20 protein-coding genes and 1 pseudogene are annotated in these 24,048 nt (G+C 65.0%); 11 read left to right on the plus strand and 10 right to left on the minus strand.

Annotated features, from left to right (window positions below; all coding sequences use genetic code 11):
* Positions 1-82 precede the first annotated feature (82 nt).
* The 3 genes from H7F49_RS14625 to H7F49_RS14635 all read right to left on the minus strand — a co-directional run bounded on the left by H7F49_RS14625 (position 83) and on the right by H7F49_RS14635 (position 2,977).
* On the minus strand, positions 83-1,261 hold the full coding sequence (locus H7F49_RS14625) for a CapA family protein (protein WP_185684320.1): 1,179 nt from the start codon (positions 1,259-1,261) through the stop codon (positions 83-85).
* A 265-nt stretch (positions 1,262-1,526) separates the two neighbouring features.
* Entirely contained in the window at positions 1,527-2,249 is a 723-nt protein-coding gene (locus H7F49_RS14630; RefSeq protein WP_185684321.1) for an IS6 family transposase, read from the minus strand.
* 107 nt (positions 2,250-2,356) lie between these two features.
* A complete protein-coding gene (locus H7F49_RS14635) occupies positions 2,357-2,977 on the minus strand; it encodes a TetR/AcrR family transcriptional regulator (protein WP_185684322.1) in 621 nt (206 codons plus the stop codon).
* Positions 2,978-3,127: 150 nt separating this feature from the next.
* Between H7F49_RS14635 and H7F49_RS14640 the strand changes: the two genes are divergently transcribed.
* The 4 genes from H7F49_RS14640 to H7F49_RS14655 all read left to right on the plus strand — a co-directional run bounded on the left by H7F49_RS14640 (position 3,128) and on the right by H7F49_RS14655 (position 7,925).
* Positions 3,128-4,045 (plus strand): sugar phosphate isomerase/epimerase family protein, encoded by a 918-nt coding sequence (locus tag H7F49_RS14640; protein ID WP_185684323.1) that lies wholly within the window; start codon positions 3,128-3,130, stop codon positions 4,043-4,045.
* Positions 4,038-4,442 carry a C-glycoside deglycosidase beta subunit domain-containing protein gene (locus H7F49_RS14645; RefSeq protein ID WP_185684324.1) on the plus strand — a complete coding sequence of 135 codons (405 nt, stop codon included), beginning with the start codon at positions 4,038-4,040 and terminating at the stop codon, positions 4,440-4,442. Before H7F49_RS14640 ends, H7F49_RS14645 begins: the two co-directional genes overlap by 8 nt.
* Before the next feature lie 77 nt (positions 4,443-4,519).
* Entirely contained in the window at positions 4,520-6,907 is a 2,388-nt protein-coding gene (locus tag H7F49_RS14650; RefSeq protein ID WP_185684325.1) for a TonB-dependent receptor, read from the plus strand.
* Between the two features lie 91 nt (positions 6,908-6,998).
* Positions 6,999-7,925, plus strand: a complete 927-nt coding sequence (locus H7F49_RS14655) for an alpha/beta hydrolase (protein ID WP_235982195.1) — start codon at positions 6,999-7,001, stop codon at positions 7,923-7,925.
* Between the two features lie 25 nt (positions 7,926-7,950).
* On the opposite strand, the gene H7F49_RS14660 is transcribed toward H7F49_RS14655, so the two are convergent.
* From H7F49_RS14660 to H7F49_RS14675, 4 genes are all read right to left on the minus strand, one after another.
* Positions 7,951-8,973, minus strand: a complete 1,023-nt coding sequence (locus H7F49_RS14660) for a nucleoside hydrolase (protein WP_185684326.1) — start codon at positions 8,971-8,973, stop codon at positions 7,951-7,953.
* Positions 8,974-9,190: 217 nt separating this feature from the next.
* Positions 9,191-10,693: an FGGY family carbohydrate kinase gene (locus H7F49_RS14665; RefSeq protein ID WP_185684327.1), complete on the minus strand. Its 1,503-nt coding sequence runs from the start codon at positions 10,691-10,693 to the stop codon at positions 9,191-9,193.
* 4 nt (positions 10,694-10,697) lie between these two features.
* Positions 10,698-11,657 carry a transketolase family protein gene (locus H7F49_RS19930; protein WP_185684328.1) on the minus strand — a complete coding sequence of 320 codons (960 nt, stop codon included), beginning with the start codon at positions 11,655-11,657 and terminating at the stop codon, positions 10,698-10,700.
* Positions 11,654-12,235: a transketolase gene (locus H7F49_RS14675; RefSeq protein ID WP_235982203.1), complete on the minus strand. Its 582-nt coding sequence runs from the start codon at positions 12,233-12,235 to the stop codon at positions 11,654-11,656. Before H7F49_RS14675 ends, H7F49_RS19930 begins: the two co-directional genes overlap by 4 nt.
* A gap of 214 nt (positions 12,236-12,449) precedes the next feature.
* Between H7F49_RS14675 and H7F49_RS14680 the strand changes: the two genes are divergently transcribed.
* Positions 12,450-13,298 (plus strand): 3-keto-disaccharide hydrolase, encoded by an 849-nt coding sequence (locus H7F49_RS14680; RefSeq protein WP_185684329.1) that lies wholly within the window; start codon positions 12,450-12,452, stop codon positions 13,296-13,298.
* On the opposite strand, the pseudogene H7F49_RS14685 reads toward H7F49_RS14680, so the two are convergent.
* From H7F49_RS14685 to H7F49_RS14695, 3 genes and pseudogenes are all read right to left on the minus strand, one after another.
* Positions 13,295-13,830, minus strand: a pseudogene (locus tag H7F49_RS14685) (IS66 family transposase); the annotation flags it as partial. The gene H7F49_RS14680 and the pseudogene H7F49_RS14685 sit on opposite strands and share 4 nt — an antisense overlap.
* Before the next feature lie 480 nt (positions 13,831-14,310).
* Positions 14,311-14,775 (minus strand): nuclear transport factor 2 family protein, encoded by a 465-nt coding sequence (locus H7F49_RS14690; protein ID WP_185684330.1) that lies wholly within the window; start codon positions 14,773-14,775, stop codon positions 14,311-14,313.
* A gap of 275 nt (positions 14,776-15,050) precedes the next feature.
* Positions 15,051-16,355, minus strand: coding sequence for a sugar MFS transporter (locus H7F49_RS14695; protein ID WP_328806779.1), 1,305 nt, complete (start codon positions 16,353-16,355; stop codon positions 15,051-15,053).
* Positions 16,356-16,438: 83 nt separating this feature from the next.
* Between H7F49_RS14695 and H7F49_RS14700 the strand changes: the two genes are divergently transcribed.
* The 6 genes from H7F49_RS14700 (at position 16,439) to H7F49_RS14725 (ending at position 24,001) form a co-directional block, all read left to right on the plus strand.
* Entirely contained in the window at positions 16,439-17,590 is a 1,152-nt protein-coding gene (locus H7F49_RS14700) for an aldose epimerase family protein (protein ID WP_185684331.1), read from the plus strand.
* Between the two features lie 11 nt (positions 17,591-17,601).
* Positions 17,602-19,401, plus strand: coding sequence for an IlvD/Edd family dehydratase (locus H7F49_RS14705; protein ID WP_185684332.1), 1,800 nt, complete (start codon positions 17,602-17,604; stop codon positions 19,399-19,401).
* Between the two features lie 14 nt (positions 19,402-19,415).
* Positions 19,416-20,990: an aldehyde dehydrogenase (NADP(+)) gene (locus H7F49_RS14710; RefSeq protein WP_185684333.1), complete on the plus strand. Its 1,575-nt coding sequence runs from the start codon at positions 19,416-19,418 to the stop codon at positions 20,988-20,990.
* Entirely contained in the window at positions 20,987-21,964 is a 978-nt protein-coding gene (gene araD1, locus H7F49_RS14715; protein WP_185684334.1) for an AraD1 family protein, read from the plus strand. The genes H7F49_RS14710 and araD1 overlap by 4 nt, the downstream gene beginning before the upstream one ends.
* A 200-nt stretch (positions 21,965-22,164) precedes the next feature.
* On the plus strand, positions 22,165-22,893 hold the full coding sequence (locus H7F49_RS14720) for a FadR/GntR family transcriptional regulator (protein ID WP_235982197.1): 729 nt from the start codon (positions 22,165-22,167) through the stop codon (positions 22,891-22,893).
* Between the two features lie 184 nt (positions 22,894-23,077).
* Positions 23,078-24,001, plus strand: coding sequence for a LysR family transcriptional regulator (locus H7F49_RS14725; protein WP_185684335.1), 924 nt, complete (start codon positions 23,078-23,080; stop codon positions 23,999-24,001).
* Positions 24,002-24,048 lie beyond the last annotated feature (47 nt).

Genomic DNA, 24,048 nt, shown 5'->3' on the forward strand with positions numbered 1-24,048 from the left:
GCAACAGACCATCGAACATCGGCGCTTGCAGCACCGCAAGCTCGCCGCCTAATATCAACCCCCAGACGAGGCCCGCACTCCGCTAATCTACGCCGCGAGTTGTGCCGAATGTTCTGACGACGGACAGCTGCAGCCAGTCCTCGCGCAGCTCGTTCGCCTCGATGTTGGTCAGGCCTTCAGGATTGGGCGGACTGTCGTCCGAGCCGAACCGCTGCACTGCGAAGTTGCCGGGATTGTAGAAGATCGGGCGGCCCTTGTAGATCTCGATACCCTGCATCGTGTGGTTGCCGCTGCCAAGGAACATGTCGGCGCCATTGTCGATCAATTCACGCGCCAGAGTGCGGACATAGTCTGGCGGGTAGTGGTCCTGCGAGTAGGCCTGGAAGGCATATCGGTTCTCGTGGATGTGCGTGGTAAAGACAACGAAATCAGCATATTCCTTGGCGTTGCGGACCGCGAGTACCTGCGATTGGCGATCGGTCTCGTTCATTTCGTAGCGGAATTCGCCAGGCTTCTCCGCCACCATGTAGTTCTTGCCGAACAGGTTGAGCCGACCAGGCCGGTCCCTGGGCAGAGGTGCGGGACGGGCAACATCGGACTCCTCGCGGCGGGCGAGGATAGAATCCCGGATAGCCTTGAGTTGATCGAACTGCGCCTGGGTGACGGTTAGCCACTGTGTCAAACGGAGCGGGTTGAGCCCGGCCTCCTCCCCGAAGTCGTTACCCACCTTGTTGCGGGCGATCGGATCCGTGCCGACCGGTCCGAACGGAAAAGCCGCTACCATGGCCACTCGGCCCTGCGGCAACTCCTGGAAGGCCGGTTGACGCGCGATCGACAGGTTGGGTCCATAGCCCGGACGCTTGATGCCGACCGCATCAAGGTACTTCATGGTTTCGATCTGCTCGTCTGGGCCACCATCAGCCTCGCCCGGCGCCACGAGGTCGAAGCCGAGGTCGGCAAGGTCTGCCGCGACTTCCTTAGGCGCCCAGTTATTGCGGTAGCCATGGCTGCCGGCCCAAGACTGGCGATCGACAAGATAGACTTCTAGGTTGCCGATCGTCGTATCCGCGGCCTTCAACACGGACCGGATTGCCGGGCCTATGCGTTTGCCCGCGGGTTCCTGGAACAGCAGGTCACCCGTGATAGCGACGGTGTAGGAGCCATCCATCTTGTTGCGAAGTTCGTTCTGCAAGTCGCGGTAATCGAACGTCGCTGGGTCGGGAAGCGTCCTGGCAGGCTGGGCCAAGGCGGGGTTGGTCAAGACCGCCACTGTGCTGGCCATAAGCAGCGCGGCAAGCCGAAGGGCAGGTGTCATGGCACTGGGCATCCCACTCTGTTGTTTTGTGCGTTGACGGTAGTCCGTGTGACTTACGCCAACCTTTCAGACAGGGGCACAGGCGCAACTTTCTGGCAAGGCCTCATGGAATCAGCCATTTGTGATGACAGACTCATGCCGCACGCAGGTGCTGTCAGTCTTGTGCGAACCAGTCTCCACTTGGCAGGATCCGGCTCAGGAATTGATGCCTTCAGCTTGCGAGCATCTGCAACTCCTCAAGTGCGGCGGAGCGACGTTTCTTGAAAGTGATGCGATCGACGAGGTGACGTTCCTGAGCAAAATGGTTGTCAAACGAAGCGTGAACCGAAGCGAACTTCTGCAGTGATTTCATTTGGCTGAAGCGCAGCATTGCTCGCTCGCGTCGTCGGAGCGGCAGGTGGCTGTTCTCCGCCCGATTGTTGGCGTGGCGGCCGGTCACCTGTTTCTCCGCATTGCCCAGTTCGGTCATCGCGGCGCGATACGAGCGGAGGCCGTCAGTGACGATGGTTACGGGGGATGCGTGCCGCTTCAGCACCTTCTTCATGAAACGGAGCGCAGCCGCTTTGTCGCGGGTCCTGGTAACGTAGCTTTCCAGCACTTCCCCTTCGTGGTCGAAGGCACGCCACAGGTACACCATCTCGCCATTCACCCGGACGTACATTTCATCCAGGTGCCACTTCCAGTGGCGGAAGCCGCGCATCCGGCTGACTCGCTGGCGGCGGATCTCGGCGGCAAACAGCGGACCGAACCTGTTCCACCAGTGCCGCACGGTCTCGTGGCAGATGTCGACCCCGCGCTCGAACAAAAGGTTTTCCACGTTCCGCAGGCTGAGCGGAAACCGCACGTACATGAGGACAACGAGCAGGATCACCTCAGGCGACGAGCTGAACCCCTTGAACGGACTGGGCGGCTTCGCGCGGGATTTGCGTGGCATCAGAGCGATCTAGCAGCCTAACGATGCGCCTGCCACACAGGTCTGACAGAGCCGTGCCGAATGTTCTGACGACAGACAACCAGTTGCCAGGGCAGGCACGTTACGACTTAATCGTCGAGCAGACGGAGTGATCTTTCGACCAGCGCTGCACCCAATTCATCGTGTTCAGGCTCTGGCTGGGGCGTGCGGATCATGGAGCGATTGGTCTGGAGCGCGAAACCGAAGACCGCGCACCACAAGGTTGCCGTGCGAATGCCGCGTTCGCGGTCTGACAGATGCGGCACGACCGCCAGAATGATCTCGTGCAACCGCCGGAAGCCAATGTCCTGCGCTTCCTGAATCTCCGGGGCCATCCCTTCGCGAACCAGTTCACTTTCGTACATTAACGAAAACAGGCGGCGGTTCTGTTTCGCGAAGCGGAGGAAATCCAGAAGCAGCGCTCGCAAGCTGTGTCGCGGATCGTTGCTGGTCATGGCCTGCAGCGATTCTTCGAACATCAGCCGGTAGCCATCGGTCGCCACCGCGATCAGCAAGGCGCGGCGATCGGGAAAATGGTTGTAGGGAGCGGCCGAACTAACGCCGATTTCCTCGGCCAGCCGCCGTATCGACAGGTTTTCGTATCCTTCGCGCACGATGAACGCCCGCGCAGCATCCAGCAGTTCCTGCCGCAGATCTTCTCTGTGCGAGGGCCGTCCGCGCCGGTCCTTGGTCAATTGCAATGTCGCCATGTGCCACATGTGCTGCGAAAGTGCCCGTTCTGCAACCCTCCGGCCCCTTAAAGAGCGCTGCTTATTTTCACTTGCAGGGATAATTAGCGCCGCTTATAAAGCGATAATGAGCGACGATCATTAAGATCGCGCGGAGGGCGAGGATTTGCTGTGACAGGCTTCCGATACGGCGTTTCGCTGTACAGCTATACCGATGACTTCGGCACTGTGATGACGCTGGACGATGCGTTCGATCACGTCGCCGATACGGGGTCCACGGGCATCGAGATTCTGGGTGAGACCAGCGTGCCGCTCTATCCCGAGCCGCCCGCAGCCTGGCTTGATCATTGGTTCGCGCAACTTGACCGCTACAAGCTGGAGCCGACCAACTTCGCCTGCTGGGTCGACACACGTATCCAGATTGACCGCAACATGACCGTGGAGGAAGGCGCGGCGCAAATCGCGCAGGACCTGCGTCTGGCGCACAAGCTTGGCTTCAAGTTCATTCGCCCCAAGTTCGGTGTGAGCGACCGCGAACTTACCCCAGACCCGATCTGGGAGGGTGCCGTAGAGCGCAGTCTTGATCTGGCGCACCAGCTTGACCTGGTGATCCTGCCCGAAATTCACGCACCAACCCCGATCCGGCACCCGGTGACGGATGCTTACGTGAAATTCATCGAGCGCACCGGGACCAAGAACTTCGGCCTGATGATCGATACCGGCATTTTTCAGGATCGTCCGCTTGACGCCTGGGGTGGCGGGGATTTTGAATCGATCAAGAAGGGCGCGCCGGAAATGGTTTACGGGACCAAGGTTCCGGTCGAGCACCTGGCCGACGTGATCCAGTACGTGCCCTTCATCCAGGCCAAATTCCACAACATCGACGAGAACCTGCACGACCACCAGATCCCGTGGGAGCGGATCGTGCCGATGTTCAAGACGCTTGGCTACGCCGGCTATCTCTCGAGCGAGTACGAGGGCAAGCGCGACCCGTGGGTGGCGATCGAGCAGGTGCGCCGCCAGCACGCGCTGATCCGCAAGCTTGAAGAAGAATTCGACGCCGCGATCTTGGAGACGGCCAATGCTTGAGCGCAGCCATATCCAGAGCACCGGCTTCCGCAATGTCGGTCCCGAAGGTGCCCGCACCGGCTTTGAAGTCCGAATCCGGCAGGCCAACTACCGCTCCTCGCGGCTGAGCCTGATCGAGGGCGTCGACATCACCGTGGATGGCGTCCTCTATCCGGCTGACGGCAACCTGTTCCGTCTCGGCGACAGGGAATACACCCGCGAGGAACTGAACCAGGCGACGCAGACCCGACTTTACGTGGGCGACCATTTCACTGTCGTAGTGCCCAAGGAAGGCGGACTGACGCGCGGGGTTCATCTGATCGGCAGCGCAATCCGCTATCGCCATCCTTATTTCCCGCCCGAATTCCAGCCAGCCATCGTGCGCAACGAACGCCACGCAACGATCATCATACCCTGAAGAGGGGGGACGTCGGCCATGCGGACCGGCGGGGCGCAAGCATAGTCCGCATTATCGTGCAAATGGGAGGATAATCCATGAACTTCAGCAGGAAGACCCGGCTCGTGCAGTCGGCATCAATCGCAGTCATTGCGCTGTTCTCGTCCTTTCCCGCTTTCGCTCAGGCAGCCGGCCAGTCGGCAGCCGAGGAAGCATCAACGCCCGGCGAGATCGGCGAGATCATTGTTACCGCGCAGCGCCGCAGTGAAAACGTGCTCAAGGTTCCGGTCAGCGTGACCGTGGTGGGCGCAGAGCAGCTTATCCAGCGCGGCGCCAACGATCTCACGGCCGTGACGAGGCTCGCGCCGAGCCTGCAGGTGGCGCAGGACAATACCTTTTCGGTGCGCGGCGTCGGTACGGCAACCTTTGCCAACACCGTCGAAGCCAGCGTTTCTCAGGTCGTCGACGACGTCGTTCTCGGCAACCGGGAGTATGCGGCCAACGCATTTTACGACGTGGCGCGCGTCGAGGTGCTGAACGGGCCGCAAGGCCTGCTGTTCGGCAAGAATGCTTCGGCCGGTCTGGTCAACATCACCACCAACAAGCCCAAACTCGGCGAGTTCTCGTTCAGCGCCGATGGTGAACTCGTTCAGCGCGCCCGTCCGGGAGACGACGGCACGGGCTACCAAATCCGTTCGACCGTCAATGCTCCGCTGGGCGACAAGGCCGCGCTGCGCCTGAACGCCATCTACAGCGATCAGGACCCGATCACGGTTTCGAAGGTCAATCCGGCGGTTCGCAACGATCTTGGTCTCACGAACCTTGGCCTGCGTGCCAAGCTTCTGTTCGAACCGACCGACAATCTCTCTGTCTACATCATCGGCGACTACAACCGCCAGCGTGGCATCACCGGCCGCTATGACATCACCTTCCGCGAATTCGGCCCGGGCAGCCAGTATCCGGCACGCGGGCTTGTCGCGGGCGCGGCAAACTTCAACTTCGCGGCCGAAGCCCCTAACTACCGCGACAGCGACACCGGCGGCCTTCAGGCGAACGTCAGCCTGAAGCTCGGCAACGGCATGGAGCTGACCAGCATCACAGCCTGGAAGCAGGCCAAGACCAACTTCCAGTTCGATTCCGACCAGACGCCGTTCAACTTCTTCAGCTACAATGGCGCCAACCAGAAGTACGACCAGTACTCGCAGGAGCTGCGCCTCGCCCTGCCGACCGGCAATGCGCTGTCGGGCCAGTTCGGCCTCTACTACTACCGCTCGGTCGGCAACAACTCGGGCTTCCGGGGCGGCAACACAGGCATTCCCGATTTCGTGCTGGTCGGTTTCCCGTTCTGCATTGGCGCAACGGTTACGGCTGGTCCGCCGCCCGCTTGTGGCGTCAGCAACACCTCGTTCCTCGGCCAAGACTTCCAGTACCGCCTGCAGAACGACAGCTATGCCGGCTTCGGCCAGCTCAGCTATCAGTTGGCCGATACCTTCAAGCTCACAGCCGGCGCGCGCATGACCTACGAAAAGGCGCAGATAAACCTGCGCGAGAACTTTGGTAAGTACTTCGTCACGCTCGGCGTGAAGAACAACGTCACCAACCAGACCACCGACGCTACCGATCTCAGCTATAAGGTCGGCTTCGACTGGCAGGCAACGCCTGACCTGATGGTTTACGGCTTCTACGGCGAAGGCTTCAAGGGACCGGGCTTCTCGAACACCGCGCCTGCTCCCAATGCAGATCTGGCGGTCCGCCCGGAAATCTCGCGCGGCGGGGAATTGGGCATCAAGGGCAAGGCGCTCGATGGCGCGCTGACGTTCAGTCTCTCGGGCTTCTACACGAAGTTCTATGATCTGCAGGTCCAGGCATTTGTACAGGCGCTGCGCACCTTCGTGCTGGGCAATGCGGCCACGGCGACGACCAAGGGCATCGACTTCTCGTTGCAGGCCCGTCCCGCAAAAGGTCTGACCCTGTCGGGCTCGGCGTCCTATGCTGACGCGACGTTCGACGACTATCCGGGCGCGCAGTGCTTCCCGACGCAGACGACCGGCGGTTGCAAGGCCGACATCAACTCGTCGCTGCCCGGCTTCGTCGGCACGTTCAACGCCAAGGGCTACCAGTTGCCGCTATCCTCGAAGTTCACCGCGACGCTCGGCGCTGAATACGCCGCGCCGATCACGGATGGCCTCGAAGCGCAGTTCGGGGTGGGCTATTACCACCGCTCGCCCCAATCCGCCGGTATCGGCGCACCGTTCACGATCCCCACCTGGGACACGATTGACCTGCGCCTTGGCATCAAGGCTGACCACTGGAACATCAGCCTGTTCTGCAAGAACTGCACGAACGAGATCCGCCCGATCTCGGTCGGGTCTGACGGTGGCGATGCCAACCCGGTGGGTGTTGCCCCGCCAGTGCTGACGCTGAACCAGCGCTTCAGCTTTGAATCGGTCCGCACCATCGGCGTGCGGGCGGGCATCAACTTCTGACGCATATCGGGCCGCTGCCATGTGGCGGCGGCCCATTTTTCCATATCGGGCGAAGACCGGAGCGAAATGTTCACACCCAAAGGATGCTTTGATGATGTCGGCCAATCGGTGCCATTTCTTGACCGGATTCTGTCTGGTGTTTTGTGCGACTGTTGTGCCTGCGTTGGCGCAGTCTGGCATTCCGATGACAACTGTTGCCGCGCCTGCTCAGCCCAACACCATACAACTTCCCGCCGCCTCAAAAGTAGACAGTGAAATCTGGCATCCCAACGACGCGGGAGGCTATGCAGTACGCAATGTCACCCGGCCGACGCTGACCGCATTCCGTCGTGTCGGCAAACCGTCTCTCGCCGCGGTGATCATCGCTCCGGGGGGTGCGTTTCTGGGCCTGGAAATGGACAAGGAAGGCTGGCAAGCAGCCCGTTGGTTTGCCAATCACGGCATCACCGCATTCGTTCTGAAATACCGCACCTTGCCCACGCCGCCCGACCAGAAGGTCTTTGTGGCTGAACTCGACAAGATGATCTCGGGGCAAAAAGCTGCGTTCGCGCCGCCTGAGGATACACCCGCCGAAGCACTGGAAGATGGTATCGCAGCGCTACGCTACGTTCGCGCCAATGCTGCAGAATATGGTATCAACCCCAAACGGGTCGGCTTCATGGGCTTTTCAGCCGGAGGTTTCCTCGCGCGCAGCCTTGTGGAAAAGGGCGGCGCGGACAAGCCGGACTTCGTTGCGCCGATCTATCCGAACATGGCCCCGATGTCCGTGCCTTCCGATGCGCCGCCGATGTTTGTCGCAGTTGCCGCTGACGATTTCCTGCTGACGCGCGAAAAGGGGTTGCCGCTGCTCGAAAGTTATCGCGCCGCTGGCAAGTCAATCGAATTTCATCTGTTTTCGGCGGGCGGGCATGGCTTTGGCACAGGGCCTGCCGGTTCACCCGAAGAGGGCTGGATGGATCTGCTGTACCACTGGATGCGCACGCAGGGGCTGCTTGATACGAATATGACAGGCAAATGAGTGCAGCCGCGCGAATAACAGTTTCTCAGCGGGATTGTCCGCTCGCTTTGAAGCGGCTGATCATGTCTCGAAAGGTCAGGCCTGCGTCCACCATCGTGTAGACCCGCATTGAGCGAGTGTCGGCTCTATCGCGATAGGTGCCGTCAGCCAGCAATTCCGGCGTTGGTTTGAGCATATACCGGCTGGAGGAAGGGTCTGGCTGGATTGGCGTCATCAGGGCGGTGAGCGTGACCAGAGGGCTGTCGCCCAGAACATAAACGTCGCTGATCGGCATCGCTGGAAAATCGGGGATTTTGGCAAGAGCGGCTTCCATCTCGTCCAACTGCTTGCCAAGGAATCGGCCGATTGGGCATCTTTTCGCCAGGTCTGAAATTTCGGCGGTCGACATCAGAAACTGGCGATAAACATCGCGCGGAACCTGCCATATCTCGATGTCCGATTCATTGAAGATCACCTGTGCCGCAACAGGATCGACCGAGAAATTGAATTCCGGCTCGGCCGGACCCGGTGGAGGATAGGCAAGGCCAGGGTGTTCATTGCCGCCGATCCACACCAGCTTGATCCTCTTCCCGATCTTGGGTTCGCTCAGCCATGCGATCGCCAGTTCGGTCAAGCTCGCGCCCGCAGCGTAGAACAATGGCTCCCTGGCGTCTTCGCGCATCGCCTCGCGGATGATGGCTGTGGTCGCGGGGGTCGCTTTCCATTGGTTGCGTGACAAAATCGGCAATTCCGCCCCACCGACCAAATGGGGCAAAGGTCCCCGCTTGATGATGTCGAGCACTTGTTGCGCCTTCTTCACGCCATCACTAGCCGAAACCGGGCCACCGAAATTGGTCGGCAAATGCGAACTGACGATCAGCGGAACGTCAACTGACGGGCTCAAAAGGTGATGGGCGAGCTGGAAGAGACCATCGGGATCGCCGGCAAAATCATTGTCGATGATAACGCGCGCTGATTTGAACCTCGCCAGGCCAGCCCAAGTCGTAGCTGGTACAGTAAGGAGCAGGCTCATAGCGGTCGAGGACAGAAAGCAGCGACGATCAAGCATGGCAATCCTATCAATTTCGGCCAACCAAATGGGCAAAGTAATCATGGCTGCTCGACAGGGCAAAATGCGCCTGATGATTAGGCCACCTTGAACCCATGCCTGTTGATTGCCACTGAGAAGTGATCCGGGAGACGGGGCCTGGGCTACAGACAATGCCGACATCCGCGCCGGGGACGCTGGCCAGCTGCCGGTTTAGTGGGCACCGGAATAAGCTCATTCATTCAATCCCAGCTTTTCGTTCGAAGTCGAGAGACCGGGCGCGCAGCCTGCTCTGTGCGATGGCAGCGCTCCACTCGGCGCGCAGGGCCATGCGCCGGGGTGCGGGCTTCGACGGGTGCACGGGCGCATTGGCGGCAGAATCCTTGAACGCGCCCAGACCTGCTGCCGATGCTGCCATTCGCGCGGCACCCATGGCGCTCAGTTCGGCAATGGCCGCGATCTGGACCGGGCGATCCGCGAGATCGGCCAGCAACTGGATCAGCAAGGCGTTGCGCGTCGCCCCGCCATCGGCGTGCAGCATGGCGATAGGCGCACCGAGATCGGCCTCGATCGCCTCGACCACGTCGCAGATCTGGTGTGCGATGCCTTCCAGCGCCGCGCGAGCGATGTGGGCCGGGCCGGTGGCGTGGGACAGGCCGGCGATCAGCCCGCGCGCGGCATCGTCCCAATGCGGCGCGCCGAGCCCGGACAGAGCCGGCAGCACGGTGACGCCGCCGCTGTCCGGCACCGAGGCGGCGAGCCGCGTCAGGCCTTCCGCATCCCCAACGCCCAGCAGGCTGCCAATGTACGCAGCGGTCTGGCCGGATACGGCGATGTTGCCCTCCAGCGCATGGGTGATGATGTCGCCGCGCTGCCAGGCCACCGTTTCGGACAGCCCGTGCCGCGAGCGCACCCGCCGATCTGCTGCACACATCAGCGAGGAACCGGTGCCGAGCGTGACCTTCACGTGGCCCGGTGCAGCAAAGCCATGGCCATGGAGTGCTGCGTGGCTATCGCCCATCATGGCGTGGATGGCGATGCCGGGGGGCAGGCCCGAAACGGCGCCTGCAGCCGTGGTGCCGAAGCAGCTGTCCGAGGGGCGGACCTGCGGCAGGATTGCGAGCGGTATGCCGAAGCAATCGGCAAGCCCGGCGTCCCATTGCCCGGTGGCCAGATCGAGCAACTGCGTGCGCGCGGCGTTGCTGGTATCGGTGGCATGGCTCGCGCCGCCGGTCAGCTTCCACAGCAGCCACGTGTCGACAGTCCCGGCGCGCAGGCGGTCCTGGTCGAGCAACCTGCCGGCTTCGGGCACGTTGTCCAGCAGCCAGCGCCATTTCCCGGCCGAGAACAGCGGATCGAGCGCGAGACCGGTCATCGCCCGGATCGCTTCGGCCTGCCCATCGGCGCGCAGCGCTGCGCATTGCGGTGCGGAGCGGCGGCACTGCCAGATCACGCAGGGGCCAACCGGCGCACCCGTCTGCGCATCCCACAGCAAGGCGGATTCGCGCTGGTTGGAGATGGCGATGGCGGAAATCCGGACATCTGGCGTGGTGGCCAAAGCGGCAATGACCTGCGCCGCGCTGTCCCAGATCGCTTGCGCCGATTGTTCGGCCCAGCCGGGCCGGGGATGGTGCGTGGCAGTCGGTGCGCTGGCAGAGGCGATCACGCTGCCGTCTGCTGCAACCAACAGGGCCTTGGTGTTGGTCGTCCCCTGGTCGATCGCGAGGACGGCGTCGCGCATCGACCTAGCGCCCCAGCACGGCGCGTGCGGCGGCGGCGATGCCCGCGGCGGTGAGGCCGAAGTGCTCCATCAGGAACTCGGCCGATCCGGTCGGCAGAAAGCCGGGAAAGCCCAGAATGCGCATGGGGCAGGGGAAGCGGGTAGTGACGATTTCAGCCACGGCCCCGCCGAGCCCGCCGCGCACCGAGCCTTCCTCCACGGTCACGATCCCGCCGGTCTGCGCGGCCGCAAGAATGGCGGCTTCGTCGAGCGGTGTGATCGTGGACATGTTGATCACGCGCGCGGCGATGCCTTGGCCGGCCAGCGCGGCCGCGGCATCCAGCGCCCGCCATACCATCGTGCCATTGGCAATGATCGCCACATCGCTGCCTTTGCGCAAGGTTTCCGCCTTGCCGATGGTGAAGCTTGCGTCGGCCGGGCGTTCAAGCGCGGGCACGCCCATGCGGCTGAGGCGGATGAAGACCGGGCCGGCCAGGGCTGCCGCCGCGCGGATGGCCTGATCGGTTTCCCACGGGTCCGCCGGCACCAGCACGGTGATGTTGCCCATGGTGCGTAGCCAGGCAACATCCTCGATCGAATGGTGCGTCGGGCCAAGCTCGCCATAGGCCACGCCGCTGGAAATGCCGCAGAGTTTGACGTTCGCGTTCGAGTAGGCAAGATCGGCCTTCACCTGTTCGAGCGAGCGCGCAGTGAGAAAGCAGGCTGCACCGGAAACAAACGCGATCTTGCCGCCATTGGCCAGTCCTGCGCCGACACCGACCATGTTCTGTTCGGCAATGCCGACATTGATCAGCCGTTCGGGGAACCTGGTGCGGAACCCGCCTAGCTTGCTGGAGCCGACCGAATCGTTGACCACGGCGACAATCCGGGGATCGGTGGCGGCAAGGTCTTCCAGAGCGGCGACATAGGCATCGCGGCAGTCGAATAGCTTCGCACCGATTGCGGCAGGGGCGGCAGCACTCACGCTTCAAGTTCCTTCATGGCGATGGCGAACTGGTCGGCGCTGGGCACGCCGTGGTGCCAGCTGGCCTGGTCTTCCATGAACGAAATGCCCTTGCCCTTGATCGTGCTGGCGATCACGCAAAGAGGTCGCTCGCGCGGGATGGACCCATCGAGCAGGGGGATCATGGCGGCGATGTCGTGCCCGTCAACCTCGGCAACGTTCCAGCCGAACGCGCGCCATTTGTCCGCCAGCGGTTCAAGGCTAACGGTGTCTTCGGTCCGCGCGCCCTGCTGCAGGCGGTTGCGGTCGACGATGAGCGTGAGGTTGGACAGCTTGCGGTGGCCTGCCGTCATCGCCGCTTCCCAGTTGCTGCCTTCCTGCAGTTCGCCATCGCCGGTGATCACGAACACCCGGTACGGGGCCTGGTCGATCTGCCCCGCAATCGCGATGCCCACCCCGACCGGCAGCCCGTGCCCGAGCGGACCGGTGTTGGTTTCGACGCCTGGGGTCTTGGTGCGGTCCGGGTGTCCGCCAAGGCGGGTCAGCGGCTGCATGTAGGTCGCCAGCTCGGCCTCGGGAAAGAATCCGGCCCGCGCCAGCGTGGCATAGAGCGCGCCGGTGCAGTGCCCCTTGCTCTGGCGGTTATGTGTAGCGGCTGATTTTCCTCCTCGATCATTGATCCGTTGAGTTCGGCAATGCCTTCGATCTGCATGTATCGGTGTTGGAGCGTAACCGTTCGGTGAGCCCCGCGGGCCGGCGCTCGACACAGCCGGACGGTCTCTATAGAATACCCGTTCCAATAAGGGAGGTGGCATGTTCGACAGGCGCTTCGCTATCAAGGCGTTCGGATTGGCAGGCGCGTCAGGGATGCTGCCGCGTCGTCTTCTTGCACAGTCGCCCAGCTCCGTGGCTGGGGAGTGGCAGTCGCTGTTCAACGGCAGGGACCTTGAAGGGTGGACCTTCTTCCATGACAAGGTCGGTGACCGCGACGTGCATCGCGTCATATCAATTGATCAAGGCATTCTGCACTTTCTCGGCCCTAAGTTCGACCGGGCGCAGAAATCCACGATGGGGCATATCGCGACCACGAAGGAGTGGAGCAACTATCACCTGAGGCTGGACTTCAAGTGGGGCGAGGAGCGCTACTCGCCGCGCAGTCTGCAACGGCGCAACAGCGGCATTCTGTATCACATGGGCCCTGAGCGCGACCGACTCTTCCCTGACTGTGTCGAGTTCCAGGTTGAGGAGGGTGACGTTGGCGACGCCATCATGGTCAACACCAAGGGACTTCAGGGACCGCTGCTCGGCGGGACGCCGCTGTGGCCCAACTGGATACAGGCCTTGCCCAAGATCTATGACGAGCCACAGGCTGCGGGCGGCATAGCCCGGCAATGGTTCCGTCATGCCGGAAACTACGAAAACCTGACCGGTTGGAATACGCTGGATCTCTATGCGATCGGCGACCAGGCGGCACACCTCGTCAACGGCCGGATTGTCCTGACCGTGTTCTCGATGATCGACAGTCATAGCACCGCGGACAAGGCCAAGCCCGTGACCGGCGGCCGGATCGCTCTCGAGTTCGAGGCGGCCGAGGTGATGTTCCGGAACGTCCGGATCAGGCAACTGGACGACGCGCTGATCGCGCGCTTGAAGCAGGGCTAGCAGCCATCTCCAGCGCCGCATGATGTTGACGGGGTGGCCCCGCAGGGGCGAGGCTGCCAGTTCCACGGCAAGGGCGAACTGAGCCTGGTTACCTGGCACTCAGCAATCCGTCCCAGCACATGGGCGAGCCACGCGTGGGGATCGACATCGTTGAGCCGCGCCGTCTGGATCAGTGTATAGAGCACCGCCGCCCGCTGACCGCCGTAGTCCGACCCGCAGAACAACCACGCCTTACGGCCCAGCGGCAGACAGCGCAGAGCCCGTTCTGCGGCGTTTTTGGAGAGGCAGATGCGTCCATCGTCGAGGAAACGGGTCAACGCCGCAGCAGGTAGTTGATGGCCTTGGTGAGGTCATTTTTGCGCGACAGCCGGGCGAGCTGGGTGGTGAGCCAGGCGTGAAGATCGGCCATCAACGGCGCACTCAGCTCCTGGCAGATGGCCAGGCGGTCGGCAGCGGGCTTGCCGTTGATGCCGCGCTCAACATCGAACAGCGCTTCGATCCGCTGCACGGCCTCCAGCGCGATCGGGTATGCGTCTGTCATCTGCTCCTCCTTCGCGCGCCAGCTCGGCGCGTTCAGCATCATACGATGCCGGGGGAAGGGGGCATCCACCGCATCAGTTCAGATGCATCCCCCGATACGATCCTCCGAGACTCCTTTGCACAATTTGGGACTGGTGGTGTGTTGTTCCAGGGATCGGAACTTGCACGTTTGGCGGAGCCCCTTTCTTTCGCTGCAATCGACCGCCTTTGACACTGCGGGACATTCAATGCGGCCAATCTGCCCGGCTGACACTGCTGGGCAGCTTTCACTGTGGGGCAAAGTGTGGGGCTGAAGATTTTCCATCCTTTAATTTCTATTTTATTTCATAATTATAAGCTAGTCATCGGGATGACACCCTCTCCGCCAGACACCACGCAGCTACCCGGCAGTTGCCGAGGCCTCACTGGTTGCTTCGCCATGGTCGATGGTGGGCAAATCGTCGGATGAAGGACGACCTGCCGCTCGACGAGCTCAGTTCGGGGCCAGCAGCAGGCGGGCCTCTTCCGTGCCGTCGAGCAGGGCGTTGATCCGGTGCGTAACGCGCCATCCGGCTGCGGTCCGCGCCAGGGTCCAGCGGTTCGCCGCGACCCGGTGCGCTTCAAAGCCGCTGCCCGTATGCCGCAGCACCAGCGAGTGGCCGCGAGCCTGCGCCGAGTCACCGCTGATCGTTATCGTGATCGGGCCCAGCATGTGGGCGCAGCCGTCCGCCATCAGCGCGCGGTGCACCGGCCCATCGATCAGCGCGGCGATTTCCGCTCGTCCCACCGCCTTGGCGAAGCCGAGCACCTCGTAAGTCCCGTCCTCGGTCCACAATGCGGCCGCGGCTTCGCCGTCGCCGCTGTCAGCCAGCGGGCCATAGCTCGCGATGAGATCCCGCACGGCTTCGCGGTCTTCGAGGGCACGTAGCCGGGCGGCAAGATTGTTTGGGTCATCCATGGGCGTTGCACCGATCGCAGCAGGAAATCGTCCGACGTCAGACCGTGCGGCACAGATCGCGGCGCAGATCAGCGCAGTGCGGGCCTCCGCTGGAGTCTGGTTTCTGGCGGTGAGCTTGCGGTGTTGCAAGCGCCGATGCGCGATGGTCTGCCCCCTGATCCTTTCCCGTCGCGACGAGCCGAGACCGGACGAGACGGGAGCGGCATTGTGATGGCGGCGTCCGTCGATCCTGCCGCGGCCTCAGGCACGGTTGGCGGCGGACCGGTGCGGCCGGATCACGGCGCGGTTTCCGGGGGCAAGGCATGGGTCGGCCGGGCGCCCGAGAGGGCGTACCAGAGCACATAGACCTCGCAGGCGACCGTCAGCCAAAAGCTGTTCTGCAGCCCGACCCGATCGGCCAGCCAGCCCTGCACAACGACCAGCGCCCCGCCCGCGATGGCCGTGATCAGCAGCCCCGAACCCTCTTCGGTCAGCGGGCCCAGACCCTTGATGCCGAGAGCGAAGATCGTCGGGAACATGATCGAGTGGCACAGACCGACCAGGATCAGGGCCCACATCGCCGCGGGACCCTGCAGGGTGGCCGCGCCGATCATCACCAGCAGGGCGGCGCCGGCATAAGCGGCCAGCACCCGCTCGGCCGCGAACCGCTTCATCAGGACGGCCCCGGCGAACCGGCCGACCATCATGCCGCCCCAGAGCAGCACCAGATAGTTGGCTGCGGCGGCGTGGGTCATGTTGCCGATGTGGGGCTGGGAGACGAAGCTGATGAACAGGTTGGCCACCCCGATTTCCGCGATCAGGTAGATGAAGATCGCGGGCACCCCGAACACCAGGTTGCGATGCTGCCAAAGCGAGAGCGCCTGGCGCTGCTCGGCGTTGGCACGGCCCGTCGCGCTGCCCAGGGCCGGCAGCTTTGCCCGCGAGAAGACCAGGGCGATGACCGCCAGAACCACGGCAACCAGGACGTAAGGCAACTGGGTGGCCTGGGCGTCGGCCAGCCGTTGCTGGGCGCTGACCGCGGTCCCCTCCAGCGTGGTGCCCGAAACCGTCCGGCTGAGGATCAGGTAACCGCCGAAGTAGGGGGCAAAGAAGGTGCCCATCGAATTGAACGCCTGGACCAGCGTCAGCCGGCTTTCCGAGCTTTCCGGCGGGCCGATCACCGCGACATAGGGATTGGCGGCCACCTGGAGCAGGGCAATCCCGCAGGCGATCACGAACAGTGCGATCAGCGTGATCTCGAACGAGGGGAGCCGCGCGGCCGGAACCATGCCCAGCGCACCCAGCGCCATCACCGACAGCCCGATGATGATCGCGCGCTTGTAGCCGACCCGCTCGATCAGGAATGCCGAGGGCATCGACGCGACGGCATAGGCAATGAACCAGACGCTCTCGATCAGGGTGGTCTGGGTGTAGTTCAGATCGAACACGCTCCGCAGGTGCGGCAGCAGCGTGTTGTTGATGACGGTGATGAACCCCCACATGAAAAAGAGGCTGGCCAGCAGGGCGAGCGACTTGCCGTGCCCGCCGACCGCGCTGCCGTCCGCGCTCGCTGTCGCGCCCTTCGGTGCAGGACCGGCCACATTGTCTCTCCCACCTTGTATAGCCCATTTGTAGGAGTATAAGGAAAACGAGTCAATCGCACCCTGCGATCGGGAGAATGGCCATGAAGCGGAAGGGTTTCGGAGGGGCGGCTGTGCTGACGCTCGGGCTGGCGCTTGCATCAGCATGCGGTCCGGCTGCGGCCGCCACGGCGGACCGTTCGGTGGACGGCCAACTGGCCGATGGCACGCCTGCCGAAACCGTGCTGCTGGCCGCCGCCAACGGTGTCACGGCCCGGGTCCTGGCCTATGGCGCAACGCTGCAATCCTACGCCCTGCCTGACCGCCAGGGGCAGATGGCGGACGTGATCCTGGGCCATGACCATCCGGCCCAGTACGAGGCGCGGCAGGACTTCTTCGGCGCGACCGTGGGGCGCTATGCCAACCGCATTGCCCGCGGTACCTTCACCATCGATGGCAGGACCTACCACTTGCCGCTCAACAACGGCGAGAACTCGCTGCATGGCGGCGGGCAGGGGTTCGATCGCCGGACCTGGACCATCGAGTCGGTGGTCAGTACTCCGCAGGCCGCCGTCACCCTGGCACTGACGAGCCCCTCCGGGGACCAGGGCTATCCGGGCGAGGTGAAAGCCCGGGTCACTTATGCGCTCGACGACAAGGGCGCGCTGACCATCACGATGACGGCCTCGTCGTCCGCCCCGACGATCATCAACATGACCAACCACGCCCTGTTCAACCTGGCGGGGCAGTGTTCCGCCCAGGGCGCCACGGGCAACCGCCTGACCATTCCGGCCGGTCGCTACACGCCGGTGAATGCCACGCTGATCCCGACCGGCGCGCTGGCCGCGGTCCAGGGCACGCCATTCGATTTCCGTGCGGGCAAGAGCCTGGCGGACGGCCTGCGCGCCGGGACCGATCCGCAGATTTTGGTCGGCCGCGGGTTCGATCACAACTGGGTGCTCGACAAGGGCGTGACCGCCCAGCCGGAGCTGGTCGCCCGCGCCGAGGACCCCGTGTCCGGGCGCGCCCTCGAAGTCCTTTCCACTGAGCCGGGGCTGCAGATGTACACAGGCAATTTCCTCGACGGGACCAACGCGGGCAAGGGGGGGTGCCTTTACCGCATGGGCGACGGCTTCGCGCTCGAGCCGCAGAGGTTCCCCGACACGCCCAACCAGCCGGCCTTCGGCTCGGCCCGGCTCGATCCGGGGCAGACCTACCGGCATGTGATGCTCCTGCGTCCGGCGGTGGCCAAGTGAGCGGCCGGGACATGGAGGGCCGTGCCGGGACCGGCAAGCTGCGCTCGCAGGCCTGGTTCGACAATCCGGCCAACATCGACATGACCGCGCTCTATCTTGAGCGGTACCTCAACTTCGGCCTGAGCCTGGAGGAACTGCGCTCCGGACGGCCCATCATCGGCATCGCCCAGACCGGCAGCGACCTGTCACCCTGCAACCGGCACCATCTGGTCCTGGCCGAACGGGTGCGCGAGGGCATCCGCGAGGCCGGCGGGGTGGCGATCGAGTTTCCGGTCCATCCGATCCAGGAAACCGGCAAGCGCCCCACCGCCGGGCTGGACCGCAACCTGGCCTATCTCGGTCTGGTCGAGGTCCTTTACGGCTACCCGCTCGACGGCGTGGTGCTGACCATCGGTTGCGACAAGACCACCCCGGCCGCGCTGATGGCTGCGGCGACGGTCAACCTGCCGGCGATCGCGCTGTCGGTCGGGCCGATGCTCAACGGGTGGCACCAGGGCGAGCGGACCGGATCGGGAACGATCGTGTGGAAAGCGCGCGAGATGCTGAGCCGGGGCGAGATCGACCAGGCCGGCTTCGTGAAGCTGGTCGCCAGCTCGGCGCCCTCGACCGGCTATTGCAACACCATGGGCACGGCGACGACGATGAATTCGCTGACCGAAGTGTTGGGCATGTCGCTGCCGGGCTCGGCCGCGATCCCCGCACCCTATCGCGACCGGCAGGAAAACGCCTGGCGCACCGGCAAGCGGATCGTCGACATGGTGCGCGAGGATCTGAAGCCCTCCGATCTGATGACCCGCGATGCCTTCCTCAACGCGATCGTCGTCAACAGCGCCATCGGGGGATCGACCAATGCGCCGATCCACCTCCAGGCGATAGCCCGCCACCTCGGGGTCGAGCTGTCGATCCGTGACTGGCAGGAGTTCGGCCTGCGTGTGCCGCTGCTGGTCAACCTGCAGCCCGCCGGCGAGTACCTGGGCGAGGATTTCTACCGCGCCGGGGGGGTGCCCGCCGTGGTGGCGCAACTGATCGAGCAGGGCCTGATCCGCGAAGATGCGCGCACCGCCAACGGCCGGACGATCGGGGAGAACTGCCGCGGCACGCCGATCGAGGACAAGGCGGTGATCCGGCCGTTCGATGAACCGCTCAAGCCCGACGCCGGCTTCATCGTGCTGAGCGGAAACCTGTTCACCAGCGCGATCATGAAGACCAGCGTGATCAGTGCCGAGTTCCGGGCCCGCTACCTGTCCAACCCCGACGATCCCGACGCCTTCGAGGGGCCGGTCGTGGTGTTCGACGGGCCCGAGGACTATCACGCCCGGATCGACGATCCGGCCCTGGCGATCGACGCCAACACCCTGCTGGTGATGCGCGGGGCCGGGCCTGTGGGCTATCCTGGCGCGGCCGAAGTGGTCAACATGCGCGCCCCGGCCTATCTGCTGCGCGAAGGCGTGGCCAACCTGCCGTGCCTGGGCGACGGACGCCAGTCCGGCACCTCGGGCAGTCCCTCGATCCTCAACGCCTCTCCCGAAGCCGCGGTGGGGGGCGGGCTGGCCCTGCTGCGGACCGGCGACCGGGTGCGCATCGACCTCGGCCGGGGGACGGTCGACGTGCTCGTCTCCGACGCCGAGCTGGCCCAAAGGCGGACCGCGCTGGAGGCCGCGGGGGGCTATGCCTATCCCTCGTCGCAGACGCCCTGGCAGGCCATCCACCGCACCCACATCGGGCAGCTTGAGCACGGCGCGATCCTTGAGGGCGCCGAGCAGTTCCAGCGCATCGCGCAGACCCGCGGTCTGCCGCGCGACAACCATTGATAAGGGGCTTTTCCGTGCCAGACGGTTCCATCATCATCGCTGGCGAAACCCGCCAGACCGCCGAGCGCTTCCGGGCAACCGATGCCGCGACCGGCGAGCCGATCGACCAGACCTATTCGCAGGCCGGGGCGGAGGACGTGCGCGACGCCTGCGCCTTGGCCGAACGCGCGGCTCCGGCCTTTGCCGCACTCGACCCGGAAGCCCGGGCCGGGTTCCTCGAGGCCATGGCCGAGGAAATCCTGGCGCTCGGAGACGAGCTGGTCGCCATGGCCATGGTCGAAAGCGGTCTGCCCCGGGCACGGCTGGAGGGCGAGCGCGGCCGCACCGTGGGGCAGTTGCGTCTTTTCGCCGGCGAGCTGCGGCGCGGCGAATGGCTCGACGTCACGATCGACCCGGCCCTGCCGGACAGGGCGCCCCCCCGGGCCGACCTGCGCCGGATGAACCAGCCGCTCGGCCCGGTCGCGGTCTTTGGCGCCTCGAACTTCCCGCTCGCCTTTTCGGTGGCGGGGGGAGACACGGCTTCCGCACTGGCGGCGGGTTGCCCGGTCATCGTCAAGGGACACCCCGCTCATCCCGGTACCGGCGAGCTGGTGGCCCGCGCGATCACGGCGGCTGTCGCCGCCCGCGGACTGCCGGCCGGCGTGTTCAGCTATCTGCCTGGCCCGGCCCCGGCATTGGGGGCGGCGCTGGTCGCCGATCCCCGGATCAAGGCGGTGGGCTTTACCGGATCGCGCGCGGGTGGACTGGCTCTCGCCAGGATCGCGGCCGAGCGGCCCGAGCCGATCCCGGTCTACGCCGAGATGAGCGCGGTCAATCCCGTGGTCATCCTGCCGCAGGCGCTGGCGGCGCGGGCGGAACGGCTCGGCGCCGAATTCGTCGGATCGCTGACGCTGGGGGCCGGGCAGTTCTGCACCAACCCGGGGCTGGTCCTGCTGATCGAGGGCGAGGGCTGCACCCGGTTCAAGACCGCTGCGGCCCAGGCGCTGGCCGCCACGCAACCGCACGCCATGCTCACCCCGGCGATCCATGGCGCCTTCAGTGCGGGCGTGGCGGCGCTCGACGCCAGCCCCGACGTGACGCGCATCGCCAGCGGTCCGACGCCCGCCACGCCCAACCAGGGCTGCGGCGCGCTGTTCGAAACCTCGGCGGCGCGGTTTCTCGCCAACCCGGCGCTGGGGGAGGAGGTGTTCGGCGCCTCCTCGCTGCTGGTGATCTGTGCCGACCTGGGCGAGCTGGCCCAGGTCATCGCCGGTCTCGAAGGCCAGCTCACCGCGACCATCCACCACGACGAGGCGGATGCCGCGGCGGCGGCGCAGCTCTTGCCCGGCCTGGCGCGGAAGGCGGGCAGGGTTCTCGCGAACGGCTGGCCGACCGGGGTCGAAGTCTGCCACGCCATGGTGCATGGCGGGCCGTTCCCGGCCACCACCGATCCGCGCACGAGTTCGGTCGGAACCCTGGCCATGGCCCGGTTCCTGCGCCCGGTCTGCTATCAGGATATCGCCGCGGGGCTGCTGCCGGCGGCTCTGCAGGACGACAATCCCTGGAGCCTGCCCCGCACGGTCAACGGCGTGCGGGAGCGGCCGGCATGATCCGTTCGCTGATCCAGATCGAGCGCGGCGGTGCCAGGGGTGTGGTCGCGCTCGACGCGCAGGGGACCGCCCGCCTGGTCGGGGGCGCGACCACCACGCTGGGCCTCGCGCGGCAGGCGCTGGAACGGGGATCGACCCTGGGCGAGACCGCGGCGGCGGCGCTTGGCGAAACGGTCGACCTGGCCGCCGTGCGCCTGCTCTGCCCGATCGATCATCCCGACCCCGCTCACCTGCTGGTGTCGGGCACGGGCCTGACTCACCTGGGCAGCGCCGAGGGTCGGGACAAGATGCACAAGGCCGCCGCCGCGGGGCAGGCGACCGATTCCATGAGGATGTTCCTGATGGGGCTGGAAGGCGGCAAGCCCGCCGCAGGCGCGGTCGGGGCGCAGCCTGAATGGTTCTACAAGGGCGACGGGTCGATCCTGGTCGCCCCGGGCGCGCCGCTGCAGCGACCCGCCTTCGCCGGCGATGGCGGCGAGGAGCCGGAGATCGCCGGGATCTACCTGGTGGGCGGGGCCGGGGACCCCGTGCGGCTGGGCTTCGCGCTGGGCAACGAGTTCTCCGACCACGTGACCGAGCGGGTCAACTACCTCTGGCTGGCCCACTCCAAGCTGCGACAGGCGGCTCTCGGCCCGGAGCTGAGGCTGGGCGAGCTGCCCGCTTCGGTCCGGGGCAGGGCCACCATCCGGCGCGGCGACACCGTGGTCTGGTCGCGCGAATTCCTCTCGGGCGAGGCCAACATGAGCCACAGCCTGGCCAACCTTGAACATCATCATTTCAAATATGCGCAGTTCCGCAGGCCCGGCGATGTCCATGTCCATTTCTTCGGCACGGCAACCCTGTCGTTCAGCGACGGGATCGCGACCGAACCCGGGGACGTCTTCGATATCGAAGCCGAGGGCTTCCTCCTGCCGGCGCGGAATCCGCTGGAAGCCGCGAGCGACACCGGGCTCAGCGCGGTGCGCTGCCTGTGACCTTGCGGTTCGGCATCGTGGGCTTCGGCAAGATCGCGGGGGACGAGCATGAGCCTGCCGTTTCCGCGACCTGATCCGCGGGCGGCGGATCGATGTCGATGGCCGCCCGCTGGAGCCCGTCGCCGACCCGTCCATCGGCGCACGCATTGCAATCGCAGCTCCGTTCGGCGAATGGAGCCCCCGGTGCGGGGAGATCGGGGTTGACCAAACCAAAGGCCAGAAAGGTCGAACGCCTTCACGAGGAGGTGGCGCGCAAGATCGGGACGGCGATCCTCAACGGGAGCCTGGCGAGCGGGGCGACGCTGGGGGGCGAGATCGAGAGCTCCGACCGCATGGGCGTGTCTCGCACGGCCTATCGCGAAGCGCTCAAGATCCTGGTCGCCAAGGGGCTGATCGAAAGTCGCCCCAAGGCGGGCAGCCGGATCACGGCCAGGACGCAGTGGAACCTGCTGGACCCCGACATCCTCGCCTGGATGTTCGCCGACCAGCCCGACGAGAAGTTCGTCAAGGACCTGTTCGAGTTGCGCCATGTGCTGGAACCGGTGGCGGCTGGCCTGGCGGCCGAGCGGAGGACGCCGGAACAGCTTGCCGAGATGGCCGATTGCCTTCGCGTGATGGCGTCCGCCGGACTGGCGGGGGCCGAAGGGCAGGAGGCCGACCGGCAGTTCCACCGCCTGATCCTGGCGGCGTGCTGCAATGAGGCGATCGTCTCGCTGGGCAGCTCGATCGGCGCCGCCGTGCGCTGGACCACGCATTTCAAGCAGAAGGCGCAGGCCAGCCCCCGGGACCCCCTGCCGGAACACGAAGCCGTGTTCGAAGCCATCGCGCGGGGTTCGAGCACCGATGCCATCAAGGCCATGCAGCACCTGCTGACGCTGGCGCTGGACGACATGAACCTGGCGGCAGCAGCGGTCCCCGCCCAGCGCTGACATCGCCTGGATTTCCTCGGGGCCCGCAGGTGGACATTCCCGTGCGGCATGAAGCTGCGGCTGGGCCATCCGCCGCGACGGGCTTGTCTCGCGGTAAAGTGGCCCTACACAACGGCGGCAGCCGACCTGTGCCGTGCCGAGGCTGCGGAGACTGACAGGCCGGACGTCGGACAAGGGACCCGCCATGACCACCGCCAGCCTTTCGAGCGACTTGTCGGCAGGCCTCGATCCCCGCGCACTCGTGGTGTTCAATCAGGTGTGCCAGTCCGGTTCGATCAGCGGAGCGGCCAGGGCGCTGGGTGTCTCCCAGCCATCGGTTTCGCAGACCATTGCGCAGCTTGAGAGCAGGCTGGGCGTGGCGCTGCTGAAGCGCACGGCCACGGGGATTGCCTTGACGCGCGAGGGCGAGGCGCTGTGGGCCAAGGCGGCGGCCCTGTCGGCCGTGCTGCACGAGGCGCGTGAGGCGGTCGAACGGGCATCGGCAGGGATTGCCGGCCCGATCCGCATCGGCGGGACGCCCGGCGCGCTGGTCAGCCTGGTGCCCCGGGCCATCCGGCATCTGGACGAGGCCCAGGCCAGCTTCGACATGTCGGTGATCGAAGCCTCCGACGAGGCCCTGTCCGAGATGCTGCGCCGGCGCGAGATCGAGCTGGCGCTGGTCACCACCGGCCTGGCCTCGCCCCAGGATGAATTCGCCGAATGGACCGTCATGCAGGACCCGTTCGCCCTGATCGTCGGCGCGGCGCATGCCGGGCTGCCGGATTCGCTCAGGCTTGACAGCATCAGCGCGCTGCCCTGGGTCCTGCCCCGTGCCGGGGGCGGCTTCCAGCGCCAGATCCAGAGCCTTTTCATCAACGCGCAGTGCAGCCAACCCAAGAACGTGGTGCGCTGCGATTCCCTGCTCACCACCAAGGGTATCGTGCGCACCACCGATCGCGTGACGATACTGCCCCGGCAAGTGGTGGAAGCCGAATTGTCGGTGGGCGTGCTGCGCGCGATCGAGATCGAGAACGTCACCTTCCAGCGGCAGATCGGCGTCCGTGCCCTGGCCAGTGCCGATCTTTCGCCCCTCGCTCAGCGGTTCATCAGCGCATTGTCCCTCCCATAGGCAAGGCTTATGATCCTCCAAGAAAATCGTATTTCCGGCTAATGCCA

This window comes from Novosphingobium aerophilum, assembly GCF_014230305.1.
GTDB lineage: Bacteria > Pseudomonadota > Alphaproteobacteria > Sphingomonadales > Sphingomonadaceae > Novosphingobium > Novosphingobium aerophilum.